The organism is Streptomyces sp. NPDC006529 (genome assembly GCF_040611795.1).
Classification (GTDB): domain Bacteria; phylum Actinomycetota; class Actinomycetes; order Streptomycetales; family Streptomycetaceae; genus Streptomyces.
Window position 1 is genome coordinate 12,193 of record NZ_JBEXPB010000062.1, and the last position, 16,704, is coordinate 28,896.

Sequence of the window (16,704 nt, forward strand, 5' to 3'; positions counted from 1 at the left end):
AACCGCGACGGCGCGGGCCCGTAAAGAGCGCGGCGGGCCGGCTGCCCCGTACGTTCGGCGTAACGCGGACATGCCGGTCGGATCTCTGGCCCGTACCGCTCCGGCCGCGCGCGTCTACGGCACGCCTCGGCGGGTGCGTCAGGCGTCCGCGAGGAGCGGGTCGTACGGGCTGCTGGAGCGGCGGCCCGACATGAAGGAGAGGAAATCGCCGACGAAGGCGCTGCGGCCGTAGCCACCGCCGACGGCGCCCGGGTCACCGAGGTCGCCGAGGTCGCGGTGGAAGGCGGTGCGGAAGAGGGTGCGGTACTCGTGGGCGTCGATGCTCCCGTTGCCGTCCTTGTCGGTGGCGTCGAAGAGGACCTCGGCGACGCGGATGAGCGCGGGTCCGGCGAACGAGGGGACGGCGGCGGCGTACTCGGCGGCGCTGACCCGGCCGTCACCGTCGGTGTCCAGGGCGCTCTGGAGCTCGCGCCACCAGGCGGCGAAGGCGTCGTAGAGCCGGGTCTCCTCGGGTTCGTCCAGGTCGAGGCGGGTGGAGAGTTCGCGCGCCATGGCGGCGAGGTCCGGCCAGTCGAGGTGGCCGTCGCCGGTCTGGTCCAGTACGCGGCGGAAGAACTCCTCCGCCGCGCGCCGGCTTTCCGCGGTGGCCGCCGAAGGTGCCGGCTCCGCGGGGAGGTCGGCCTCGCCGCTCAGCGGCGTGAGCAGGCGGAGCAGTGCCGTGGCCCGCTTCATGCGGGCGCGCAGGGCGGCGACGGTCCGGGCTCGGGGGTCGTCGCTGCCGGGGGAGAGGGAGAGGACTTCGATGACGTATTCGGCGTTGAGCCACCCCTCGGGCAGGAAACGCGCGAGCCCGGCGGTGAGGTAGGCGCCTTGCATGAGGGTGGCGGCGCCGGGCATCTCGGGAAGACCCGCGCGGCGCCGGTACGGCTCGGGGAGCGAGGCGACGGTGATCACGCCGAGCAGGGGACCGACGACCGCCCGGCCGGCCGCCCACAGCGTCGGCGCACCCTCGAACAGCGCGGGGGCGGGCAGGTGGTCGAAGAGCCGGTAGAGGATGACGCGGACGGCCTCGGTGTTCTCCAGCTCGTTCTCGAGGACCCGGTCGAAGTACGGCCAGAAGCCGCTCAGGTCCTCGGGGAGTTCCGCGGCGTCGCCGTCGAGCGCGGCGAGGAACCTGCGGTACTCGGCGTACATCCGCTCCATCGTGTCCTGGTCGAGGGGCTGGCCGCTCAGCCGGCACATGGTGACGGCGCTCTCGAAGAGGGTGGCGACCACCCAGGCACGGGTCGGCCGGTCCATCGCGTCGTAGGCGCGGCCGCGGGAGTCGGAGCCGCTCATCCGGGCGTGCATCCGGTTGAGCCTGGCCGCCTCCCGTTCGCGTGCTGCCGGGTCGGCGCCGAACATGCGCCGCATGCTGAGGAAGGTGTTGCGCAGGCGGCGCCACGGGTGCGTGACGAACGTGGAGTTGTCGGCGAGGGCGGCGCCGATCTGCGGGTGGGCGGCCTCCAGCACAGTGGCGCGGATGATGGCGAGCGCCCAGCGCGGGTCGTCGAAGAAACCGCTGAACCGGGAGTCGGGGCCGAACAGGGGCGTCTCGTCGGTCGTTCCCGGGTGCACGTTTCCTGTGGTCACGAGGGGGCTCCATTCGTCCGGGGCGGCACGCCGCCGAAGCGGCGGTCGCGGCGCCGGTAGGTGTGCAGGCAGGCGAGGAAATCGGGGGCCCGGAAGTCCGGCCAAAGGGCCTCGGGGAAGACCCACTCGGCGTAGGCGACCTGCCAGAGCATGAAGTTGGAGATGCGCTGCTCGCCGGACGTACGGATGACGAGGTCGACGTCGGGGGTGTCGGGGCACGGCAGGTGGTCCGCGAACAGCCGCTCGGTGACCTCCTCGGCGGGCGTGCCGCTGCGGATCAGCGACCGGGTGGCCTCGACGATGTCCCGGCGGCCACCGTGGTCGAAGGCGACGGTCAGCGTCATCCCCCGGTTGTCGGCGGTCAGCGCCTCGAGGTCCTCGAAGTCGCGGGCCAGTTCGCGGGGGATGCGCGCGTCGGTGACCCCGAGGAAGCGGCAGCGGATGCCGCGGACGAGCAGCAGCGGCGCGTGCTTGCGCACGACCCGGCGGACCAGACGCATCAGGTAGTCGACCTCGGCGCCGGGACGGTTCCAGTTCTCGGTGGAGAACGCGTACAGGCTGAGCCACTCGACGCCGGCGCCCCGGGCCGCCTCGATGATGTCGATGACGGTGCTCTCCGCCGCCCGGTGGCCCGCCGTGCGCGGCAGTGAACGCAGCTGTGCCCAGCGGCCGTTGCCGTCCATCACGCAGGCGACGTGCCGCGGCACCCCGCGCACCGGACCGTCCCCGAGCCGTCGTTCGTCGCCGTACTGCCGCCCGTCCGTCCCGGTCTTGCGCCACCACGCCGCACGCTGGACACCGACACCGTGGTCCGTCACACCCAGCCCCCTCTCGCCCGCCCGCCCCGGCGCGCCCTCGCCCGGAGCGGCGCCACCGCTCCCGCCGCGCTCGGCCACGCCACCGCCGCATCGCCATGCCCGCGCCCCCTCGGGGGCGCTCCCTCCCAGGAGTCTGCCGCCGCGAAAGCGCCCTGACCGGCCGAACGAGTGAGCGTCACCCTTGGCTCATATGCCCGATTCCCGCGCTTCCGCGGTGGCCGGGGTGGCGGCGATGACCGCGATCGGCCACCTGATGGGCCGACTGCGCCGATGACACCCGACGTTCTCGCTGTCCTCGGGACCACGTAGTTTCTTGACCCTCACACCGTGTCAGGCGGTCAAGTCGGAGACACCATGTTCACCATCGGAGACTTCGCCCGGCACGGCCGCGTCTCGGTCCGGATGCTGCGTCACTACGACGCGACCGGTCTGCTGCGCCCGGCCCATGTCGACCCTGCCAGCAACTACCGCTACTACACCGGCGGCCAGCTCGCCCGCCTCAACCGGATCATCGCGCTCAAGGACCTCGGGTTCACCCTCCAGCAGGTCCAGGACATCGTGGACGAGAAGGTCGGGGCCGACGAACTGCGCGGCATGCTGCGACTGCGGCGGGCCGAGCTGGAAACCGCCGTGGCCGTCGCGGAAGCGCGGCTGATCCAGGTCGAGGCGAGGCTCCGAGCGATCGAGAGCGAGGGGCGCATGCCCACGAACGACGTCGTCATCAAGAGCGTTCCCACCGTCCGGGTGGCGGAGCTGACTGCGACCGCCGCCGGTTTCGGGCCCGAAGACATCGGCCCGGTCATCGGGCCGCTCTACGCGGAGCTGTTCCGGTGCCTGAACTCGGCGGGCATCGCCCCCACGGGTCCCGGCATCGCCCATTACGAGGACGCCCCCGCAGGAGGCGGTGCCATCCGCGTACACGCCGCCGTCCAGGTCTGCGCACCCCTCCAGGACGGCACCTTCCGCGTCCTTGACCTGCCGTCCCTCGACCAGGCTGCGACCATCGTGCACCGCGGCCCGATGGAGACCGTGCTGCCCGCCGCCCAGACCCTGGCCCGTTGGATCGATGGCAACGGCTACCGGTCCAGCGGCTACCCCCGCGAGGTCAACCTGGAGTGCCCCGAGGACCGCGACGAGTGGGTGACGGAACTGCAGGCACCGGTGACCCGCGCCTGATCGACTGCGCTCCACCGTGCCCATCGGCGGGGGCGGAGGCGTCGCTCCCGGGTCAGCCGGGGTTCCCGTCAGTCGTTGTCGTCCAGGGTGATGACGACCTTGATGTCGTCGTCCCGCGCGGTGAAGGCGTCGGCGGCCCGTTCCAGCGGGACCCGGCGGCTGATCATCCGCTCCAGCCAGGTGCCGTCCGCTTGGGACAACGCGGCCGCGGCCTGCCGGTAGTGGCGCAGGTTGGCGTTGACCGAGCCCACGACCGCGTCGTTCTCCAGGACGAGTTCACGGTTGATGCTGCCGGCGTCGACCGTGATGCTGCGGCCCTTGGGGGAGACACCGGTGAGGCAGACGATGCCGTAGGCGGCGGTGCCCGCGAGGGCGTCGAACACCAGGCTGCCGGCCCCCGTCGCTTCGATGATCACGTCGGGCCGGACGGATGCGGTCACCCGGTCGACGTCCCCGCTGTGGTGTGAGCGCCCAGGTCGGCGATCAGCGCGGGCTTGGGGCCGGTGGTCACCCGGTCGAGGACGTGCACCTCCAAACCCTTCTGCGATCCGAGGAGGGCGGCCGGCAACCCGATGGGCCCGGCGTCCTGGTCGCGCTGCCGGCCCGGCTGGCGGCGGTCCCGGCCGCCGAGGTTGCCGCCCGCTGGCCGGTCGCGGTCAACCTGCTGGCCGGGAGCCTGCTGGGTGCCTGGGTCGGGGCGTCCTGGGCGATACGGATGCGCTCCGCCACCCTCTACCGGGTGCTGGCCGCCCTGATGGTGCTCATGGCCGCGGCCGTGCTGGTCACGCACACCACGACCCTGGGCACGTTCGATCTGCCGTCGTGGGCGAAGGTGCCGTGCGGGGTGGTCGCCGGCTTCGGCATCGGGGTGGTCGCGGCGATCATGGGCGTGGCAGGCGGTGAGCTGCTGATTCCGACGATCGTGCTGCTGTTCGGGGAGGGGATCAAGACGGCGGGGAGCCTCTCCCTGCTGGTCTCGCTGCCGACCATGCTGGTGGCCTTCGCGCGGTACAGCCGTAACGGCAGCTTCGCCGTCCTCGGCGCGAACGTCCGCTTCGCGGCCATCATGGCCGCAGGTTCCCTCGCCGGCGCCGCCGTGGGCGGCCTGCTGCTGGGTGTGTTCCCGGACCTGGTGCTCATGCCCGCGCTGGCCGTGATCCTGTTCGTTTCCGCGGTCAAGCTCGCCCGTCACGACTGAAGCCGCGAGCGGCGGCGGGCGCCACCGGCGCCCGGTCCCGGCGGGGCGGGCTTGCGGAGGGCCGCGGAACAGCGGGAGGATCGATTCGGGCCGTCTGGTGCCCGGATCCCGGCGGCGGGCGTGCGTCAGGCCGTCCGGTCGCGGTGAGGTGAGAGGCCATGGACTTCCACATGACGATGAGGCGCTACGGGCCGACCGTGCACCTCGTTCCGGCCGGTGAACTCGACCTGGAGACCAGAGCCGCCCTGGACGAGGCGGAGGCCGCTCTCGACGGCGTCGAGTTGGTGGCCTGCGACATGGGAGAGCTGTCCTTCCTCGACGTCGCCGGGCTGCACGGCCTGCTCGGCTTCGTCCACCGCCTCGACGGGCGGAGCATCGCCTTCTTCACCTACGACTGGCAGCCCCAGCCGCTCCGGCTCCTCGATCTCATCGACAGCCTGCATCCGTCCCCCGGCGACCACGGAAGCCGCGGCGCACCCACCGAGCCGCTGCGCAGGTCCCTGGCGGAATCCGCTGCCGCGGCCCGCGCACGCGGGGCGGCCCGGGCCTGGCAGGACGCCATGCGCCGGGCGGCTGTCGCGCCACCGCTCCGCTAGGACGCGGGGGAGTAGGCCAAGTGGGCCACAGTGGTCGGCGACGCGGGCGCGGATGCTTGGTGGACGCGCGGGCCGGGCGTGAAGCTGCGGGGGACCGACGTGGTGTCTTTCTGGAGGGCGCATGGCTACCGGCACAGTGAAGTGGTTCAACTCGGAGAAGGGCTTCGGCTTCATCGAGCAGGACGGAGGCGGCCCGGACGTCTTCGCCCACTATTCCAACATTGCTTCCAGCGGCTTCCGCGAACTCATCGAAGGCCAGCACGTCTCCTTCGACGTCGTCCAGGGACAGAAGGGCCTCGAAGCGCAGAACATCACCGCCGAGTAGCGGTCACCACCGCCCGAGGGGCCCCGGACGAGGGGCCCCGGACAACACCGTGTTCCCGGGCCCCTCCGCCTTCCCCGGCCTCCGGTGTGGCATCAACCGCCCAAGCCGGGGCAGGAGCGGCGGCATGACCATTCTGCTGATGTTCCTGCTGCCCCTGGGCCTGGCACTCGTCCTCCTGGCGACCGGTGAGCCGGGCCGTCACGGCCGGCATCGTTCTTGATGCCTACCGGCTGATGCCGGCTCACTCCACCGCCGCGAGCCCGTCCCCGAGGGAGCTGCGGCGGTACAGCACCTGCCGCCCCTGCCGGGCCCGGGTGACCAACCCGGCGGCGAAGAGCACCCGCAGGTGCTGCGACACGGCGCTCGGAGTGACCCGTAGCAGGCGCGCCAGTTCCGCCGTGGCCCGCGGCTCCTCCAGCAGCCGTAGCAGCCGCGCCCTCGGGGCGCCGAGCAGGGGTACGAGGGCCGACGCGTCCCGCGCCGCACCCGGGCCCCCGTCCGGCACCGGATGCCACAGCGTTGCCACCCCGCGGCTCGGGTAGATCAGGGACGGCGCCTCCTCCGCGCTGACCGGGGGCGCGGGCTTGTGCGCGAAGACCGAGGGCACCAGGAGCAGCCCCCGCCCGGCGGCCCTGACCCGGTGCCGGCCGATCATCTTGTCGATGTAGAGGACCCCGTCCTGCCAGCGAAGGCTCGGGTGCATGTCGGCGAACAGCAGCCGCGCCCCGCCCATCGCCAACCGCCTCGCCCGGTAGGTCATGTCGGCCTCCACCACGAGCCGCACCTGCGGCCACAACGGCGCCACGGCGATCTCCCAGTAGCGCAGGAGCAGATCGCAGACCCGGTCGCGCAGGGCGGCCACGGCCACGTCGTCGTCGGTCTCGACGACGGCCAGCAGCTCCGGCACCCGGCCCGGTGCGTGCGCTGCCAACAGGTCCCGGCGGACCAGCGCGGGCGGCGTCCGGCGGGCGAGCGCCAACTCGTCCGCGAAGGAGGGGGCGAAGGCCGTCGGCCGGGGTGTCAGGAAGTCGGGCAGCGTGAGCCGCACCGCCACCAGGGACAACAACAGCCCCGTATCCAGGCCGTCCAGGGCGCCCAGCACGGATCTGCGCCACGGCAAGTGCACGGCCGACAGACCCGGATCGCGCAGCACCCGAAGGCTGACCACCGTCTCACTGAGCGGCGACACCGCGAAACGCGTGTCGGCGAGGTCCTCGACGCCGAGCTCGAAGCTGATCATTAAGCCGTACGCTACATCGATTGGCCGCCCGGCGTCCGTGCCCTGGAATTCCCCCATGACCTCCCCCACCCGCGCTCCGCGCACGGGCCCCGCGAGCGGCGGCGCCGGAATGAGCCGCCGGCTCGTGGCCCTCCTGGCCCTGGCCTGCGCCGTGGCCGTGGGCAACCTCTACTTCCCGCAGGCGATCGGCCCGCTGATCGCCGCCGGACTGGACGTTCCGGCGGACCGGGCCGCCCTGGTCGTCACCGCCACCCAACTGGGCTACACCGCCGGGATGGTGCTGCTGGTACCGCTCGGCGACCGGGTCCGCCACCGGCCGCTCCTCGTCACCGTGCTCTCGCTCAGCGGTCTCGCCCTGCTGGCCGCCGGCTGCGCCCCCGGCCTCCCGCCGCTCGCGGCGGCGAGCGCCCTGGTCGGGCTCACCACCGTGGCCGCGCAGATCATCAGCCCGCTGGCCGCCGGTCTCGTCGCCCCCGACCGGCAGGGGGAGGTCCTGGGTACGCTGCTCAGCGGCTCGACCGCCGGCATGCTGCTGGCCCGTACCTTCAGCGGAACGCTCGGCGAGTGGCTGGGCTGGCGGGCCCCCTACCTGCTGGCCGCCGCCACGGCGCTGGTCCTGGCGGCCGTCATGGCGTACGCGGTGCCGTCCACCACTCCGGCCGCCCCCGCCACCCGGCGCTCGTACCTCGCGCTCCTCGCCGAACCGGTGCGTCTGCTGGGTGCCGAGCCGGAACTGCGCCGCTCCTGCCTCTACCAGGCCGCCGTCTTCGGCGGGTTCTCCGCCGCGTGGACCTGCCTGGCGCTGCTGCTGACCGGGCCGGTCTACGGCTACGGCGCCGAAGCCGTCGGGCTGCTCGCTCTGGTCGGCGCGGCCACCATGGTGTGCACGCCGTTCGCCGGGCGCCTGGTGGACCGCCGGGGACCCGGGCCCGTCAACCTGCTGTCCCTGCTCGGCGTCCTCGCCGCCGCCGCGATCCTCGCGGCGGGCACCCTGGGCGGCACGCGGGGGCTGATCGCCCTCACCGCAGGCACCCTCGTACTGGACATCGCCCTGCAGTCCGGCACGCTGGCCAACGTGTCACGGGTGTACGCGCTGCGCCCCGACTCCCGCGGCAGGCTCACCACCGCCTACATGACCTGCGCCTACCTGGGCGGCACCGCCGGCTCCTGGCTCGGCGTCCGGGCCTACACCGCCTTCGGCTGGCCGGCCGTCTGCGCCTTCATCGCCCTCCTGGCGACGGGCGCCCTCGCCCGCCATCTCGCCCCGTGATCACCGACCGAGACCGCGCCGGTCGCGCCGCCGCGCCGTCATGCGCCGGGGGTGGCCCCGGGAGCGTGGTTCACGGTAAAGGTGAGGTCCCGGCCCTGCAGGGTCGGCCCGTTGAAGGTCCCGCCGCTGATGGTGTTGTGCACCGCATCGCCCGGAGCGGCCTGCGCGCGGCTCCACCACTCCTGGAGCAGTTCGCCGAACTCGGCGTCCAGGGCCGCTCGTACGCCCAGAGCCGTCGCCAGCGCCTGAGCCCGCCCGGGGTCGTCGGGGGCGTGTTCCAAGGCGGCCGCTTCCGCCTCGCCCGTACTGATCCCGGGCAACCCGTCCGCTGCCGCACCCTCCGCCGGACCGCGCCGGAACTGCCGCCGCAGCAGGGCCGTGAGCCCCTGCCACGTCTGGCGCCCGGCCTCACCCCCGAGCGAACCGGCCAGTGCCGCAAGCGCTGATGCCGTAATCGGGTCCATGTTGTCTACTTTCGTACGTCGTTGGCGGTCCGTCAGGCGGTGATTTTACGCGCGATCCGGGGAGAGGGGCCGGGCCGCTCTTGGGCGTGCTGCCTCGTCCGGGGGGTGCGTACGCTTCCCCTTGCCCACACCCGCGCGGCGAGAGGACGCAAGCGTGCACGACCTGCATGTCACCGGAGCGACCGGCGCCGCAGTGAGCAATGCGATCTCCGGCGGTTCGTTCGGCACGAGTGTGCAGGCCGGCACGATCCACGGTGGTGTGCACGTCCATCACCAGCCGCCCCCGCGCCTCGTGCCCATGCAACTGCCCCCGGTTCCGGTGCACTTCACCAACCGGACCTCCGAGGTCGGTCTGCTCGACAGGGCATGGGACGCATCGCAGGGCAACGGCGCTCCCGCGCTGGTGCTGCTCAGCGGTCCCGGCGGGGCGGGCAAGACGGCGCTGGCCTCGACCTGGGCCGGGTTGCGGGCAGACCGGTTCGCGGACGGCCAGCTGTACGCGGACCTCGGCGGTTTCCGTCCGGAACAGCCGGTGGAGGTGACCCAGGTGCTGGGCGGATTCCTGCGGGCACTGGGCGTCGCACCGGACGAGATGCCGATCACCGTCGAGGAACAGGGCTCGTTGTTCCGGTCGTTGACCGCACGGTCACGGCTGCTGATCCTGCTGGACAACGTGACCTCCGCCGCGCAAGTGGCTGCTCTGATGCCGGGATCCGCCGGCGGCATGGTCGTCGTCACGAGCCGCCTGCGGCTGGCCGGGATACTGGCCCGCGGCGGGACCCTGGTGGAGGTCGCGTCCCTCACGCAGGACCACGCGGTGGAACTGCTCGAACGCGCCGTGGGCAGGACCGTGGAGGAGGCCGAGGCACAGCAGCTCTCGGACCTGGCCGGGTTGTGCGCCGGGCTGCCCCTCGCCCTGCGCGCGGCCGGGGCGCGGCTGGCGGCACGCCCGCGCTGGCCGGTCGGGCGCATGGTGCGGGAACTGGCCGACGAGCAGCGGCGGCTGGCTGCTCTGTCGGTGGACGAGGGGATGTCCGTGACGAGCGTCTTCGATCTCTCCTTCCGCGGGCTGTCTCCGGCGCAGGCACGGGCATACCGGCGCCTCTCACTGCACCCCGGCCGGGACTTCGGGCCGGCTACGGCCGCCGCGGTGGTGGAACTGCCCCCCGATGAAACCTCCGACGTATTGGAAGCGCTGGTGGACGCCAGCGTGCTGGAGGACATGGGGGTCGACCGCTACCGCTTTCACGACCTGGTCAGGCTGCACGCGAGGGAGCGTGCGGCGGAAGAGGGCGGCGACGCGGAGGCCCGCGCCGTCCTGGAGTGCATCCTGGGGCAGTACCTGCGGGTGGCGGTCGCGGTCGACCGGGCGGTGATGCCCGGCGAATGGCACGTGGGACCGGCCTATGTGCGCGAGGGGCGGACGGAAACCGTCTCGGCATCCGCGGGCGAGACGCTGGACACCTTGGAGGACGAACTCCCCAACATCATGGCGGTGTTGCGGGCGGCGAGCGATCGCGCCGAGCACGCCCACGAGCACGAGCGCGAGCGCGAGCGCGAGCACGGGCATGAACTCGACCAGCTGATCTGGCAGCTGTGCGAGGCCATGTGGTCACTGTTCCTGTACCGCAAACACTTTCCGGACTGGATCGCCGCCTACGGCATGGGCATCGCGGCCGCGGACCGGTGCGGTGACCCGGCAGCGAAGTCCCGGATGTACCACCGGCGCGGACTCGCCTTCCACAATCTGCGCCGCCGGGAGGAAGCCCGCGCCGACGGCCGGGCCGCGCTGGAGGCGGCGCGGGCCGCCGGGCACGAGCCGGCCGAGTCGGCCGCGCTCCAGCTCCTGGGGATCGCCGCACGCGCCTCGGGACGGTACGACGAGGCGATCGAGACGCTGGGCCGGGCAGCGGCGCTCGACCGCCGGGCGGGGCAGGTCCGTAGCGAAGCCCTGGCCCAGAGGCTCCTGGGCTCGGCACACCAAGCCGCCGGTCACATCGGTCCGGCGGTCGACGCGCTGGAACGGTCCGTGGAACTGGCTGCCGGGTTGTCCGACCCTCCCGTGCTGGCGATGAGCCGCGTGTACCTCGCGGAAGCACTGACCCGCGCGGGACGCGCCGACGAGGCGCTCGAACTGGCCCGGGCCGCCTGGGCCGTCATGGAGGACTCCGGCTCCCGTCAGTACCGCGCGGTCGTCATGATGGCCTGGGGCCAGGCCGCGGAGGGAACCGGCGACCTCGCCACCGCCCGGCAGCGGCTGCTCAGCGCGCTCGACCACTTCACGGAGGCGGGCGTACCGGACCTACGGCCCGTCCGGACGGCACTGGACCGGGTCGAGGCCGCCCTGAGCACCGACTCCCGGGAACCGCCGATCGCCTGACCGCCGCCCTTGCGCGTCCGGGCACCTCGGTGGCGACGGCCGAGCCGTACGCTGCGGACGGTGCGGCGCGTCGTCGTGGAGGACGCCCACGCCTGACCCCTCCCCCCGGCTCGCCGGCCGACGTCCGGACCCCGGAACCGTTCGCAGGCTCCTGTGCGCTTGAACCGCGACGGGCGGGGCAGTCGACGAGTCGATGATCACCACCTGATGGATCCGCTGGCGAAAGGCACCCCCATGCTGATGGCTCACCCGGCCGTGCTTCCCGGCCTCGTCGACCGCTACTGGGCGCTGTCCGTACTCGATGCGGCAGGAGACGACTCGCCCGTGCGCAAGGAGCTCGAAAGCGTGGAGCGAGCCCTGTGCGTGGCCACCGGCACCGCGGACGTCCACGCCGCCCTGATAGCCGCTCGCCACCGCCTGCCCGGTACGGGTCCGCTCGACGACTCCGTACTCGCCTCCACCTGAGACGGCGAGCACCTGAACGCCGTGCCCGCGCAACGAGGGGCGCCCGCCCCGGAGTGCCGGGGCGGGCGCCTGAGTGAGCGGGACGGCCGGGGAGGAGTCCGGTTTTGCCGCGCTCACGGTCTCGCGGAGCTGGGAAAGCCGCTGGTGCGCGCTTCGCCCGGGGGACCGAGCGTCAGTCGTTGACGCAAACGTTGCCGAAGGCGGGGTTCAGGACGCCGACGACGTTGACGCTGTTGCCGCACACGTTGACGGGAACGTGGACCGGGACCTGGGCCAGGTTGCCGGACAGGACACCGGGCGAGCCGATGGCCGCGCCCTCGGCGCCGGCGTCGGCGGCAGCCATGCCGGCGCCGCCCATCATGACGGTGGCCGCGGTCGCGGCGATGGCGAAGCTCTTCTTCACTGCGGACATGACGTATCTCCTCGAACATGTTGGGGTGGGGGTCCTGCCGGGCCAGAGCCCTGACCTGCGTAACGACTGCCCGGAGGGTCGGGTAACGGTTTCGTCTGCCGACCGCACGGGTGTACCTCCCGCATGGCCATGGGGGGTTTCTCCGCCCGATCCGCCGTTAAGGATGCGTAAAGGTTTTTCCGGGGGCGGTCCGTCGAAAGCCCGGGCCGCGTCTTCCGCACGCGGGGCCAGGGAGGCTCATGGCGCGCTCCCCGCTGCCGAGTTGCCTGCTGCGCGCGGGTCGTTGAGGTATGCAGGCCCCCGGGGGTGGCGGACGGTGCGCGGGGCACACGGGCGGAGCGGGTGGTGGAGTCGGCCTGTCCGGTGCGGGCCGCGGTGGCGGCAGCCCCATACTCGTTGATCGTTGCGAGGCCCTCAGCCGATGGCCGTCGTGCAGGAGCTGAGGAAGGTCGGGAGAGGTCGATGGGGGACATGAACGAAGTGGACAGGGCGGGGATGCCGGAGGTGGTGGACAGCCCCGCGACGCGGCCGCAGCCCACGGGCAAGGTCGCGCAGTGGATGCTGCGGCACCGGGTCCAGCCGGTGGGACCCGCCGCGGGCGAGGGGCACGCCGTCCCGCACGCGTGGTGGAAGGTGATGTGCCTGACCGGAGTGGACTACTTCTCCAGCCTCGCCTACGTCCCCGCGATCGCCGCGCTGGCCGCCGGAGCGGTTTCGCCCCTGGCGACGCTGCTGATCGTGGCCCTGACCCTGCTGGGGATGCTGCCCATGTACCGGCGGGTGGCGAAGGAGAGCCCCCACGGTGCCGGTTCCGTGGCGATGCTGGAGGACCTGCTGCCGTTCTGGTGGGGCAAGCTGTTCGTGCTGGTCCTGCTCGGCTTCGTCGCCACCTCGTGGATCATCACGATCACCTTGTCCACGGCTGACGCCTCCGTGCACGTGGTCGAGAACCCCTTCTTCCCTCCCGCGCTGCACGGCCACGAGGTCGCGCTCACGGTGACGCTGCTGCTGGTCCTGGGAGGGGTGTTCCTGCTCGGGTTCAGCGAAGCCGTCAGCGTGGCCATCCCCCTGGTCGTGGTCTTCCTCGTGCTCAACGCCGTCGTCATCGGCGTCGGCCTGGTCCACGTCTTCACCACCCCCGGAGCCTGGTCCGCCTGGACGGACGCCCTCGCCGACGGCGGGGGAGGGATCGGCCACCTGATGGGCCCGGCCCTGCTGGCATTCCCGCTCCTGGTCCTCGGCCTGTCGGGCTTCGAGACCGGCGTGAGCATGATGCCGCTCATCGCCGCCGAAGGCGCCGATCCCGAGCAGCAGCTCCGCTCCCGCGTCCGCAACGCCCGGCTCCTGCTGACCACCGCGGCCCTGATCATGAGCGTCTACCTGCTGGCGGCGAGCTTCGTCACCACCGTCCTCGTCCCGCACAAGGAGTTCGAGCCCGGCGGCGGCGCCAACGGCCGCGCACTGGCCTACCTGGCCCACGAACAGGTGGGAGAGGCGTTCGGCACGGTCTACGACATCAGCACCATCCTGATCCTGTGGTTCGCCGGTGCCTCCGCCATGGCCGGGCTCGTCAACATCGTCCCCCGCTACCTGCCCGACTACGGCATGGCTCCCGAGTGGGGGCGCGCAGTACGCCCCGTCGTGATCGTCTACACCGCCCTGTGCGTCCTCATCACCATCGCCTTCAACGCAGACGTCGACGAACAGGCCGGCGCCTACGCCACCGGCGTCCTGGCCATGATGGTCTCCGGCGCCTTCGCCGTCACCGTCTCCGTCGCGCGCCACCGCCGCCGCGCCACCACCGTCGGCTTCGCCCTGCTCACCGCGGTGCTGCTCTACGCCCTGGTCGCCAACATCGTCGACAAGCCCGACGGCATCGTCATCTCCGGGTTCTTCATCGCCGGGATCATCATCGTGTCGCTGATCTCCCGGGTCTCACGCACCACGGAGCTGCGCGCCGACCGCATCGTCTTCGACGACGCCGCCCGCCGGTTCATCGACGACACCCTCGCCCACGACAACGCCATCAACATCATCGCCAACCGCCGCCAGACCGGTGACGTCGACGAGTACGGCGGCAAGGAACGCGAACAGCGCGGCGTCAATCCGGTGCCCGGCGCAGCCGACGTGCTGTTCCTGGAGATCGACGTGATCGACCCCTCCGACTTCAGTGACACCCTCAGCGTCCACGGCGTCGAAGTCGACGGATACCGGGTACTGCGCGCCGACGCGCCGGCGGCCCCGAACGCCATCGCCGCCATCCTGCTGGCCCTGCGCGACGCCACCGACGTCCAGCCGCACTGCTACTTCGCCTGGGCCGAGGGCAGCCCGCTGGTCCACATGGTCCGGTACTTCCTCCTCGGCCGCGGCGACACCGCCCCGGTGACCCGCGAGATCATCCGCAGCCACGAACCCGACCCGGCCCGCCGCCCCGGAATCCACGTGGGCGGCTGACCCCGGCGTCAGTCGGGCAGTGCCACGGTGAGGTCCACCTCGACGAGCTGTCCGGAAAAGCCCAGCTGGGCCACGCCCAGGAGGGTGCTGGCGGTGGTGAACGCCGGGCCCAGGGCGGACTCGGTGAGCCGCCGCCACACGGCTGCGAGGTCGTCCCTGTCGTCGCTCCGTACGTAGATCACGGACCGCACCACGTGCTGCGGCCGGGCACGCACCGCCGCCAGCGCGGTGAGCGCGTTCGCGACGACCTGGTCGGCCTGTGCTTCGAGGGAACCGGAACCGACGAGGTCGCCGTTGCGGTCGAGCGGGCACTGGCCCGCCAGGTAGGCCGTACGTCCTGCCTCCACCACCGTGATGTGGTGGTAGCCGGGCGTCTCGTGGAGCTGCTCGGGGTTGACGCGGGTGATCTTCTCAGCCATGTCGGTGAGTCTGACCGACGTGGCGCCGGCCCGCACCGCAATTTCCCCGCCGGCAAGCGCTCCCCGGCAACCGGAGCCGAACGGGCTGATGGCGGGCCCGGGCCCCGGCTCCCGGCGCCCTCTCCCGGCCGTCGGCCCCCGGGCAGACCGGGGGCGTACCGGGGGCGCGGTTTCGGGTGTGGTGCACTTGGTTCCGGCACACCTCAGGTGAGGGCGGGCCTTGGGTTGAGTTGAGGAGATGGGGCAGGGATATGGCCAAGCCGGCGGTTGCTCGTGCGGGTGCTGTGGCGCCGGGCGCGGTGGGGGAATCCGAGCTGCGGCAGCTGCTCGCCGGACTGACGGCGGTGCGCGACGGCGACTTCGGCACCCGGCTGCCCGATGCGGCGGACGGGCTCCTCGGTGAGATCGCGACGGTCTTCAACGGGATGGTGGACCAGCTGTCGCTGTTCACCTCGGAGGTCACCCGGGTCGCCCGCGAGGTCGGCACCGAGGGGACGCTCGGCGGTCAGGCCGAGGTGCCCGGGGTGTCGGGCACGTGGGCCGACCTCACGGACTCGGTGAACGCGATGGCCGGAAACCTCACCACGCAGGTCCGTGACATCGCCCAGGTCGCGACCGCGGTGGCCCGGGGCGACCTGTCGCAGAAGATCGACGTCGCCGCGCGGGGCGAGATCCTGGAGCTGAAGGACACCGTCAACACGATGGTCGACCAGCTCTCCTCCTTCGCCGACGAGGTCACCCGTGTGGCCCGGGAGGTGGGCAGCGAGGGCCGCCTCGGCGGACAGGCCGAGGTACCGGGCGTCGCCGGAGTGTGGCGGGACCTCACCGACTCCGTGAACTTCATGGCCGGAAACCTCACCGACCAGGTCCGCAACATCGCCCAGGTGACGACGGCGGTCGCCAAGGGCGACCTGTCGCAGAAGATCGACGTGGACGCCCGGGGCGAGATCCTGGAGCTGAAGAACACCATCAACACGATGGTCGACCAGCTCTCCGCCTTCGCGGGAGAGGTGACCCGCATGGCCCGCGAGGTCGGCACCGAGGGCATCCTCGGCGGCCAGGCCGACGTGAAGGGCGTCTCCGGCACCTGGCGGGACCTGACCGACTCGGTGAACTTCATGGCCGGGAACCTCACCTCCCAGGTGCGCTCCATCGCGCAGGTGGCGACCGCGGTCGCGCGCGGCGACCTCTCGCAGAAGGTCCGGGTGGACGCACGCGGCGAGATCCTGGAGCTCAAGACCACCATCAACACGATGGTCGACCAGCTCTCGGCCTTCGCCGACGAGGTCACCCGCGTCGCCCGCGAGGTCGGTACGGACGGCCGGCTCGGCGGCCAGGCCGACGTGAAGGGCGTTTCCGGCACCTGGCGGGACCTGACCGACTCGGTGAACTTCATGGCCGACAACCTGACGGCGCAGGTGCGCTCGATCGCCGAGGTCACCACGGCGGTGGCGCAGGGCGACCTGTCGCAGAAGATCCGGGTGGACGCACGCGGCGAGATCCTGGAGCTCAAGGACACCATCAACACGATGGTCGACCAGCTCTCGGCCTTCGCGGACGAGGTCACCCGCGTCGCCCGCGAGGTCGGCACCGAGGGCAACCTGGGCGGCCAGGCGACGGTGCGCGGGGTGTCGGGCACCTGGAAGGACCTGACCGACAACGTCAACGTCATGGCGTCGAACCTGACCGGGCAGGTGCGGTCCATCGCCCAGGTGGCGACGGCCGTGGCCAGGGGCGACCTGTCGCAGAAGATCACGGTGGAGGCGAAGGGCGAGGTCGCCGCGCTCGCCGGGGTCATCAACACGATGGTGGACACGCTGTCCGCCTTCGCCGACGAGGTCACCCGCGTCGCCCG

16 protein-coding genes are annotated in these 16,704 nt (G+C 72.3%); 9 read left to right on the forward strand and 7 right to left on the reverse strand.

The genetic code is table 11. The features are described from left to right. Positions 1 to 138: 138 nt before the first annotated feature. Entirely contained in the window at positions 139 to 1,632 is a 1,494-nt protein-coding gene (locus ABZY31_RS28555) for an oxygenase MpaB family protein (protein ID WP_356415867.1), read from the reverse strand. Further along, positions 1,629 to 2,348, reverse strand: coding sequence for a polyprenyl diphosphate synthase (gene uppS, locus ABZY31_RS28560; protein WP_356415906.1), 720 nt, complete (start codon positions 2,346 to 2,348; stop codon positions 1,629 to 1,631). The genes ABZY31_RS28555 and uppS overlap by 4 nt, the downstream gene beginning before the upstream one ends. 456 nt (positions 2,349 to 2,804) lie before the next feature. Here uppS and ABZY31_RS28565 point away from each other — a divergent pair, with 456 nt between their 5' ends. Continuing rightward, positions 2,805 to 3,626 (forward strand): MerR family transcriptional regulator, encoded by an 822-nt coding sequence (locus tag ABZY31_RS28565; protein ID WP_356415870.1) that lies wholly within the window; start codon positions 2,805 to 2,807, stop codon positions 3,624 to 3,626. Between the two features lie 68 nt (positions 3,627 to 3,694). Here the strand turns inward: ABZY31_RS28565 and ABZY31_RS28570 are convergent, their stop codons facing one another. Next, positions 3,695 to 4,066, reverse strand: a complete 372-nt coding sequence (locus tag ABZY31_RS28570; RefSeq protein ID WP_356415873.1) for a hypothetical protein — start codon at positions 4,064 to 4,066, stop codon at positions 3,695 to 3,697. 83 nt (positions 4,067 to 4,149) lie between these two features. Here ABZY31_RS28570 and ABZY31_RS28575 point away from each other — a divergent pair, with 83 nt between their 5' ends. The 3 genes from ABZY31_RS28575 to ABZY31_RS28585 all read left to right on the forward strand — a co-directional run bounded on the left by ABZY31_RS28575 (position 4,150) and on the right by ABZY31_RS28585 (position 5,745). Next, entirely contained in the window at positions 4,150 to 4,824 is a 675-nt protein-coding gene (locus ABZY31_RS28575) for a sulfite exporter TauE/SafE family protein (protein ID WP_356415875.1), read from the forward strand. A gap of 158 nt (positions 4,825 to 4,982) precedes the next feature. Then, a complete protein-coding gene (locus tag ABZY31_RS28580) occupies positions 4,983 to 5,420 on the forward strand; it encodes an STAS domain-containing protein (protein WP_356415878.1) in 438 nt (145 codons plus the stop codon). 121 nt (positions 5,421 to 5,541) lie between these two features. Beyond that, positions 5,542 to 5,745, forward strand: coding sequence for a cold-shock protein (locus ABZY31_RS28585; RefSeq protein ID WP_356415880.1), 204 nt, complete (start codon positions 5,542 to 5,544; stop codon positions 5,743 to 5,745). 241 nt (positions 5,746 to 5,986) lie between these two features. Here the strand turns inward: ABZY31_RS28585 and ABZY31_RS28590 are convergent, their stop codons facing one another. Beyond that, the gene (locus tag ABZY31_RS28590; RefSeq protein ID WP_356415883.1) at positions 5,987 to 6,985 is read right to left on the reverse strand and encodes an ArsR family transcriptional regulator; all 999 of its coding nucleotides are present in this window, start codon (positions 6,983 to 6,985) and stop codon (positions 5,987 to 5,989) included. Between the two features lie 55 nt (positions 6,986 to 7,040). Here ABZY31_RS28590 and ABZY31_RS28595 point away from each other — a divergent pair, with 55 nt between their 5' ends. Beyond that, positions 7,041 to 8,255 (forward strand): MFS transporter, encoded by a 1,215-nt coding sequence (locus ABZY31_RS28595; protein WP_356415886.1) that lies wholly within the window; start codon positions 7,041 to 7,043, stop codon positions 8,253 to 8,255. A gap of 38 nt (positions 8,256 to 8,293) precedes the next feature. Here ABZY31_RS28595 and ABZY31_RS28600 read toward each other — a convergent pair whose 3' ends face one another. Continuing rightward, positions 8,294 to 8,719 (reverse strand): hypothetical protein, encoded by a 426-nt coding sequence (locus ABZY31_RS28600; RefSeq protein ID WP_356415889.1) that lies wholly within the window; start codon positions 8,717 to 8,719, stop codon positions 8,294 to 8,296. A gap of 154 nt (positions 8,720 to 8,873) precedes the next feature. Between ABZY31_RS28600 and ABZY31_RS28605 the strand changes: the two genes are divergently transcribed. Further along, the gene (locus ABZY31_RS28605; RefSeq protein WP_356415891.1) at positions 8,874 to 11,099 is read left to right on the forward strand and encodes an NB-ARC domain-containing protein; all 2,226 of its coding nucleotides are present in this window, start codon (positions 8,874 to 8,876) and stop codon (positions 11,097 to 11,099) included. A 234-nt stretch (positions 11,100 to 11,333) separates the two neighbouring features. Continuing rightward, entirely contained in the window at positions 11,334 to 11,564 is a 231-nt protein-coding gene (locus tag ABZY31_RS28610; protein ID WP_356415893.1) for a DUF5133 domain-containing protein, read from the forward strand. A gap of 172 nt (positions 11,565 to 11,736) precedes the next feature. Here ABZY31_RS28610 and ABZY31_RS28615 read toward each other — a convergent pair whose 3' ends face one another. Next, complete coding sequence (locus ABZY31_RS28615) at positions 11,737 to 11,976, reverse strand: chaplin (RefSeq protein WP_356415895.1); 240 nt, start codon at positions 11,974 to 11,976, stop codon at positions 11,737 to 11,739. Between the two features lie 471 nt (positions 11,977 to 12,447). Here ABZY31_RS28615 and ABZY31_RS28620 point away from each other — a divergent pair, with 471 nt between their 5' ends. Beyond that, positions 12,448 to 14,430 carry an amino acid transporter gene (locus ABZY31_RS28620; protein ID WP_356415898.1) on the forward strand — a complete coding sequence of 661 codons (1,983 nt, stop codon included), beginning with the start codon at positions 12,448 to 12,450 and terminating at the stop codon, positions 14,428 to 14,430. 8 nt (positions 14,431 to 14,438) lie between these two features. Here the strand turns inward: ABZY31_RS28620 and ABZY31_RS28625 are convergent, their stop codons facing one another. Continuing rightward, positions 14,439 to 14,849, reverse strand: coding sequence for a RidA family protein (locus ABZY31_RS28625; protein WP_356415900.1), 411 nt, complete (start codon positions 14,847 to 14,849; stop codon positions 14,439 to 14,441). A 251-nt stretch (positions 14,850 to 15,100) separates the two neighbouring features. On the opposite strand from ABZY31_RS28625, the gene ABZY31_RS28630 reads away from it, so the two are divergent. After that, a partial coding sequence (locus ABZY31_RS28630) for a HAMP domain-containing protein (protein WP_356415903.1) occupies positions 15,101 to 16,704 on the forward strand: 1,604 nt, incomplete at its 3' end.